Annotated in this window: 6 protein-coding genes and 2 pseudogenes; 3 read left to right on the top strand and 5 right to left on the bottom strand. The window is 43.4% G+C overall.

All coding sequences use genetic code 11. From position 1 onward, the window contains the following. Window positions 1-515 (top strand): annotated as a pseudogene (locus tag Q0212_RS11800) (hypothetical protein); the annotation flags it as partial. A gap of 7 nt (window positions 516-522) precedes the next feature. On the opposite strand, the gene Q0212_RS11795 reads toward Q0212_RS11800, so the two are convergent. After that, the gene (locus tag Q0212_RS11795; protein WP_297925728.1) at window positions 523-705 is read right to left on the bottom strand and encodes a hypothetical protein; all 183 of its coding nucleotides are present in this window, start codon (window positions 703-705) and stop codon (window positions 523-525) included. On the opposite strand from Q0212_RS11795, the gene Q0212_RS11790 reads away from it, so the two are divergent. Further along, a complete protein-coding gene (locus Q0212_RS11790; RefSeq protein ID WP_297925727.1) occupies window positions 704-2380 on the top strand; it encodes an isovaleryl-CoA dehydrogenase in 1677 nt (558 codons plus the stop codon). The genes Q0212_RS11795 and Q0212_RS11790 overlap by 2 nt on opposite strands. Window positions 2381-2435: 55 nt before the next feature. Here Q0212_RS11790 and Q0212_RS11785 read toward each other — a convergent pair whose 3' ends face one another. Then, window positions 2436-3212, bottom strand: a complete 777-nt coding sequence (locus Q0212_RS11785; RefSeq protein ID WP_297925725.1) for an SDR family oxidoreductase — start codon at window positions 3210-3212, stop codon at window positions 2436-2438. Window positions 3213-3397: 185 nt separating this feature from the next. Here Q0212_RS11785 and Q0212_RS11780 point away from each other — a divergent pair, with 185 nt between their 5' ends. After that, complete coding sequence (locus Q0212_RS11780; protein WP_297925723.1) at window positions 3398-3994, top strand: Uma2 family endonuclease; 597 nt, start codon at window positions 3398-3400, stop codon at window positions 3992-3994. Window positions 3995-4075: 81 nt separating this feature from the next. Here the strand turns inward: Q0212_RS11780 and Q0212_RS11775 are convergent, their stop codons facing one another. The 3 genes and pseudogenes from Q0212_RS11775 to Q0212_RS16830 all read right to left on the bottom strand — a co-directional run bounded on the left by Q0212_RS11775 (window position 4076) and on the right by Q0212_RS16830 (window position 6869). After that, on the bottom strand, window positions 4076-6241 hold the full coding sequence (locus tag Q0212_RS11775; protein WP_297925730.1) for a 3-hydroxyacyl-CoA dehydrogenase NAD-binding domain-containing protein: 2166 nt from the start codon (window positions 6239-6241) through the stop codon (window positions 4076-4078). 23 nt (window positions 6242-6264) lie between these two features. Continuing rightward, a pseudogene (locus tag Q0212_RS11770) lies at window positions 6265-6576 on the bottom strand (acetyl-CoA C-acyltransferase); the annotation flags it as partial. Beyond that, window positions 6543-6869 (bottom strand): FAD-binding protein, encoded by a 327-nt coding sequence (locus Q0212_RS16830; protein WP_367175921.1) that lies wholly within the window; start codon window positions 6867-6869, stop codon window positions 6543-6545. The gene Q0212_RS16830 and the pseudogene Q0212_RS11770, both read right to left, overlap by 34 nt. Window positions 6870-6918 lie beyond the last annotated feature (49 nt).

The following is a 6918-nucleotide window of genomic DNA, read 5'->3' as shown; positions in this document are numbered from 1 at the left end:
TTCATCAACACTTAGGCATTCGTCATGGTTCAATCACCACCATCCACGACCTAACCAACACTCAAAGCATTTTAGACCAAGCCCATAAAGACCTGCGCCGCGCGCGGGCTTGTGGCATGAGCCTAATTCCAACAACCACAGGTTCAGCCACCGCCATTGCCGAAATTTTTCCTGAGCTACGTGGCAAATTGAATGGTCATGCAGTACGTGTGCCCTTAGCCAATGCCTCATTAACCGATTGTGTGTTTGAAGTTGAACGCGCCACTACCATTGACGAAGTTAACCAACTGTTAAAAGATGCCTCAGAAAATGACTTAAAAGGTATTTTAGGTTACGAAAGCCGTCCTTTGGTATCTATTGATTATCGCACCGACCCGCGCTCTTCGATTATCGATGCCTTATCGACCATGGTTATCAATAGCACACAAGTCAAATTGTATGCTTGGTATGATAATGAATGGGGCTATGCCAATCGCACGGTTGAATTGGCGCGTTTGGTCGGTTTGGAGAAGTAGTATCAGGTTATTGCCTGCGGCAGGCCTTACTTTTGTTTTGGCAAAAGTAAGCAAAACCATTTGTGGCGCAGAACTCGGCATCCATGCCTCGAACATGCTGCGCCACGCCATCCCTGAAATACCCATTGTAATTCAAATGGCATACGACATACCAACCGACTAAAATAGCAAAACTACTGGAGTCCGCCATGAATGCCCCTTACTCCCCAAGCCCTGATTATCTTGCTGACACTCACGAAGTCAATAACGTCAGCCGTGAATTAGTTAATTACAACATGTATTTACAAGATGTTGCGCTACAAGAAGCCCTGCATCGTGAAGGCGGTACATTGGCTGAGCAAGAATTGATTGAGTTTGGTTCATTAACAGGTTCTGCCGATTATTTAGAACTTGGCCACTTAGCCAATAAATATCCACCCGAATTTGATACCCATGATCGCTTTGGTCATCGTGTTGATTTAGCCAAATTTCATCCTGCTTATCATCAATTGATGAAAACAGCGATTGAACAGGGTTTACATGCCTCACCGTGGACGGATAATCGTGCAGGCGCACACGTCATTCGTGCCGCAAAAAACATCTTACAAGGCCAAGTGGAAGCGGGTCATGGCTGTCCGATTACCATGACCTTTGCTGCTGTACCTTCCATTCGTTTGCAACCAGACTTAGCCAAAACGTGGCTGCCATTAATCACCTCGCGTATTTATGACCCGCGCAACGTACCCATTGACCAAAAACAAGGTGTGACCATTGGTATGGGCATGACTGAAAAACAAGGCGGTTCTGATGTGCGAGCCAATACCACCAAAGCCTATGCTGTTGGGGCGGAAGGTGGTGGCCAACTGTATAAAATTGTTGGTCATAAATTCTTTTTGTCTGCCCCCATGTGTGATGCCTTTTTGGTGTTAGCACAAACTCAACGTGGTTTGTCATGCTTTTTAGTACCACGCTGGCAAAGCAATGGCCAAAAAAATCCACTGCAAGTGCTCAGACTAAAACGCAAAATGGGTAATGTCTCTAATGCGTCGAGCGAAGTTGAATTTCGGGGTGCTGAGGGCTGGATGGTTGGCGAAGAAGGTCGTGGTGTGCGTACCATTATTGAAATGGTTAGCATGACCCGTTTTGATTGTATGGTAGGTTCAAGTGCTGGACAGCGTATGGCGGTTTCCCAAGCCTTACACCACTGCTCTATTCGTGCTGCATTTGGTAAACGCTTAATTGAACAACCGTTAATGCAAAATGTGCTTGCCGATTTAATTTTGGAATATGAAGGCTCATTAGCCTTTAGTATGCGCATGGCTTATGCCCTAGATCATCGTGATGATACGCATGAAGATTTATTGGTGCGTTTAGGCACAGCCGTGGGTAAATATTGGATCTGTAAACGTACACCTAATCACGCTTATGAAGCGATGGAATGTATTGGTGGTAGTGGTGTAATGGAAGACAGTATTTTCCCCCGTTTATACCGTGAAGCTCCGATTAATGCGATTTGGGAAGGCAGTGGCAATGTCCAATGTTTAGATGTTTTGCGCGCCATGTACAAAACACCTGCGGTGGTACACGCCTTTTTTGCTGAAATTGGCAAAGCGCAAGGTAAAAACTCACTGTTAGATTCTTTTGTCAGCCAACTGCAACAAGATTTACAACAATTAGCCGATTTTGAATATCGGGCGCGTGGTTTGGTTGACCGTTTGGCCTTAGCGTTTCAAGCTGCATTACTCTTACGCCATGCGCCTGATTATGTCAGCCATGCGTTTTGTGCCTCACGTTTAGGCCAACAAGGCCAACATAATTATGGTTGTTTGCCGCGTGATTGTGATTTAGAGGCGATTATTAACAGAGCATGGCCGCAAATGGTGTAAAAAATGATAATTCCCTCCTTTATTAATTAAAGGAGGGTTAGAAAGCTATAAAGGCTTAAGTCGCTGCCAATTTTCCTGCCATCCACACCACACATTGACGGGGTAATAAACGATTAAAAAATGGTAAAGGTTTATTCATTGCACCTGTCACAATCACAGGTTTACCCGCATTTAACGATTTGATAGCACTCGCTGCAACATCCTCGGCAGAATCCATCATTTTTGTTAAGAATGTGCCATTATTCCCTGCAACATCATGGAAAGCGGTAGCCGTTGCACCGGGGCAAACCGCGGTAATTTTAATGCCATTGGCTTTTTCTTCGGCGGCTAATGCCTCACTTAACGATAAAACATAGGCTTTAGTGGCGGCATACGCGGCAAAACGTGGACAGCTTTGAAAAGCGGCTACTGAGGCAATATTCATAATACGACCTTGTTTACGCTGACGCATGGCTGGCAATACAGCGTGGCATAGCTCGGTTAAGGCCACCATATTTAATTGCATCATGCCTTGAATACGCTCTAAAGGCATATCAGCAAACAGGTCATTTAAGCCAAAACCTGCATTATTAATTAAAGTATCAATTTCTAAACCTAAATCTTGTACTGACTTTACTAATTGTTGAGCAGCTCCTACTTGCTCTAAATCCAAACTAATCACCTCCACACGAATCGGATGAGCTAGTTTTAACTGCTCTGCTAAAGCGTGTAACTTATCGGCACTACGTGCAACTAACACTAAGGTTTGTTGTTCTTGAGCGGCTAATTGTTTGGCTAACTGTTCACCAATACCACTCGATGCGCCAGTAATTACGGTAGCTAAATTTGACATAATCATTTTCTCTCAGGTTTTGATTTGATGTGGCTATATTATTCTATATTTCGATAATTATCAAATTATAAAAACATCAAACTGAGAAATATTTGGCATTATTTTATTTTTGCCGTTCTTCACCATCTAGACAGCTTATTTTTGCTAAAATCAGCCAATGGTGATTAGCCAAGCGGAGTTTAACCATGTCCACAGCAGCACAACTTGATTTTATTAGCGAACAAGAATACTTGGCAGGCGAACAAATTTCTGAGATCAAATATGAATATATAGATGGTTATGTGTATGCCATGTCTGGGGCAAGTAATAATCATAATCTTATTGCAGGTAATGTTTTTTCTACATTGGCCAATCATTTAAAAAAGAAACCCTGTCGCCCTTATATCTCTGATATGAAAGTCAAAATTGGCAGTAGATATTTTTATCCTGATGTATTGGTTGATTGCTCCAACTTAACAGGTGACAGTTACTATACTGAACAACCGATTATTTTAGTTGAAGTATTATCCAAATCGACACGACGTATGGATGAAACCACTAAACGTATGACTTATATGCAAATTCCGAGTTTGCAAGAATACATATTAATTGAACAAGATTTTGTCGATGTAGAAATTATTAGACGCGAAACAGGTTGGTTATCAGAACATTATTTTTTAGGTGATGAACTGACTCTTTCATCTATTGGGCTAACGTTGACTGTTGAAGATATTTATGAACGGGTACAAAATAACGATGTAAAAGAATGGTTAGAAAGCCAACAGCAAAATCTTGATACATAAAAAATATCCTCACCCCAACCCTCTCCTGTAGGAGAGGGAGTTCTCTCTCCCAAGGGAGAGAGCTAGAGTGAGGGATCGACTTTATTGAAAAGTCTCACCTTTTGCAGCCATATCACGCAATAATTGCGGTGGCGCAAAACGCTCACCAAATTTTGCGGCTAACTCATCGGCACGTTTAACAAACTCAGCCACGCCAATATAATTAATATATTGCAATTGGCCGCCTGTCCACGGTGCCATACCAATACCAAAAATCGAACCGATATTGGCATCAGCCACTGAGCGTAACACACCTTCTTGATAACAACGTGCTGCTTCAATGGATTGACGATATAACAAACGCTCTTTTAACTCAGTAAACTGAGCAACTGAAGGTTGTTTTTTATCATCAGTAACAAAGGCAGATAAACCAGACCAGATGCGCTTTTTGCCATCAGCAGGATATTCATAGAAGCCTGCACCGTCTTTTTTACCAGGACGCTTAAAGTCATCACACATTTTGTCAATTAAGCCAAACGCAGGTTCCATTGGAATTTCTTTGCCTTCAGCCGCTAAATCCACTTGTGTTTGTTTGCGAATTTTACGGGTTAATTCCATATTAACTTCGTCAAGAATCGCTAATGGGCCAACAGGCATACCTGCTTGAGCAGCCGCTTGTTCGATTGACAAAGGATTAAAACCTTCGGCCAACATATTGACACCTTCCATACAGAACGTACCAAACACGCGAGAAGTGAAGAAGCCACGACTGTCATTCACCACAATGGGCGTTTTCTTGATTTGCAACACATAGTCAAACGCTTTAGCTAAAGTTTCATCATTGGTTTTTTCACCACAGATGATTTCAACTAATGGCATTTTGTCTACTGGCGAGAAGAAATGTAAACCAATAAAGTTTTGTGGACGCACAGAAGCAGTTGCTAAACCTGTAATTGGCAATGTTGAGGTGTTAGAAGCAAAGACTAATTCGGCATCACACACCGCTTCAACTTTCTTAGTGACATCGGCTTTAATTTCACGGCTTTCAAATACCGCTTCAATGACCAAGTCACAACCCGCTAAATCGGCAAAGTCATTGGTTGCTTTAATTAAGGCTAATTTTTCGGCAGCTGCTTCTTTGGTCATACGACCTTTAGAGACACGCTTATCGAGTAATTTTTGGGTGTAACCCTTACCACGTTCAGCCGCTTCTAAAGACATATCTAATAAAACGACTTCAATGCCAGACATAGCAGAGACATAAGCAATGCCCTGACCCATCATGCCTGCGCCTAATACGCCAACCTTTTTGCTTTTCCACACAGGATACGTTTCTTTAGAAGGACGGCTAGCCCCTTTATTGATTTTTTGTAAATCAAAGAAGAACGCTTTAATAAAGTTTTTCGACTCTTTGCCACAGGCTAAGCTAGTAAAATAGCGGCCTTCAATTTTTAAAGCATTATCAAAGTCAACTTGTGCGCCTTCAATAGCGGTACACAAAATCGCTTTAGGAGCAGGATAATTTGCACCTTTAATTTGCTTTTTTAAGTTCGCTGGGAAAGCTGGCAAATTCATAGCAAAGCTGGGTGTGCTGGGTGAGCCACCAGGAATTTTGTAGCCTTGTTTGTCCCAAGGTTGCTGTGCGCTCGGATTAGCTAAAATCCATGCTTTGGCTTTAGCAAACATTTCTTCAGAGCTTTCAGCAATATCGTCAATTAAACCAACGCTTTTGGCTTTAGCCACTTTCATGCGGTCGCCTTTTAATAAGACGTTCATTAAGGCATTTTGAATACCTAACATACGCACAGTACGAATCACACCGCCTGCCCCTGGTAATAAGCCCAAAGACACTTCGGGTAAACCAAATTCAGCTTTTGGATTGTTTAAGGCAATACGGTGATGACAGCTTAATGCAATCTCTAAACCACCACCCAAGGCTGTGCCATTCATTGCGGCAACAACAGGCTTGCCTAAAGTTTCTAAAGCGCGTAACAACGCCTTTAATTCTGTGACTTTTTGTTCAAAAATCGGTGCATGTTCGGGTTTAGCTTGAATTAAGGCGGTTAAATCACCACCAGCGAAGAAAGTCTTTTTCGCAGAGGTAACAATAATCCCTTTGATGCGGGCTTTTTCGGCTTGTAGTTTTGCAACAGTTTCGGTGAGTGATTTTTCAAACACCTCATTCATAATATTTGCTTCGCTAGTTGGGTCATCCATCGTTAAGGTTACGATGCCATCAGCGTCTTCAGCCCAGTGCATACCAATAATATCAGTCATTTACTATACTCCCCTTACACACGCTCAATGATGGTTGCAATGCCCATACCGCCACCCACACATAAGGTAGCAAGACCACGTTTTAAGTTACGACGCTCTAACTCATCCAATAAAGTGCTTAAAATCATACAACCTGTTGCACCGAGCGGATGTCCCATGGCAATCGCACCACCGTTGACATTAACGATGTCATCTTTAATGCCCATATCTTTCATAAAGCGTAAGGCTACTGCCGCAAAAGCTTCGTTAATTTCCCACAAATCAATATCAGCAACCGTTAAACCAGCTTTTTCTAAAGCTTTATACGCTGCTGGTGCTGGGCCTGTTCACGCGCCTGTCGGCGCTGGCACTGCTGGGCATGACGCAAAGCCTGCGCAAACTCGACGATGCGCGCAAGGGAAGGCAGCAAGCGATACAGACCTGTCTGGCCGATCTGCAGGGTGTGGTCGCACCAGCCTGCATCGACAACCGCGCGTGTTGCACCAACGCCTGCACCGAGAATCCGACGATGTAGCCGGCCTGCATCATCAGGTCGCGTATCGGCCCCCTGGGAGCGGGTAGCTCGTAGGTCATCGTGCTGTTTCCCCGATCGCACACGTCTGGCTGTCGTGTGAAGCATGTCACTTCGAACTCGGCTGCGCAAGAGCTAAGTTAATAGTCATTCTGAT

Origin of the sequence: uncultured Agitococcus sp. (assembly GCF_937920075.1) — a bacterium.
Taxonomy (GTDB): domain Bacteria; phylum Pseudomonadota; class Gammaproteobacteria; order Pseudomonadales; family Moraxellaceae; genus Agitococcus.
Note: the sequence above shows the minus strand (reverse complement) of the source record. Positions and strands in the feature narration are given on the sequence as shown.

Coding starts and splice junctions, on each gene's coding strand:
- Q0212_RS11780 (WP_297925723.1), top strand. CDS start 3,398: ATGTCCACAGCAGCACAACTTGATTTTATTAGCGAACAAGAATACTTG.
- Q0212_RS11785 (WP_297925725.1), bottom strand. CDS start 3,212: ATGTCAAATTTAGCTACCGTAATTACTGGCGCATCGAGTGGTATTGGT.
- Q0212_RS16830 (WP_367175921.1), bottom strand. CDS start 6,869: ATGCTTCACACGACAGCCAGACGTGTGCGATCGGGGAAACAGCACGAT.
- Q0212_RS11790 (WP_297925727.1), top strand. CDS start 704: ATGAATGCCCCTTACTCCCCAAGCCCTGATTATCTTGCTGACACTCAC.
- Q0212_RS11795 (WP_297925728.1), bottom strand. CDS start 705: ATGGCGGACTCCAGTAGTTTTGCTATTTTAGTCGGTTGGTATGTCGTA.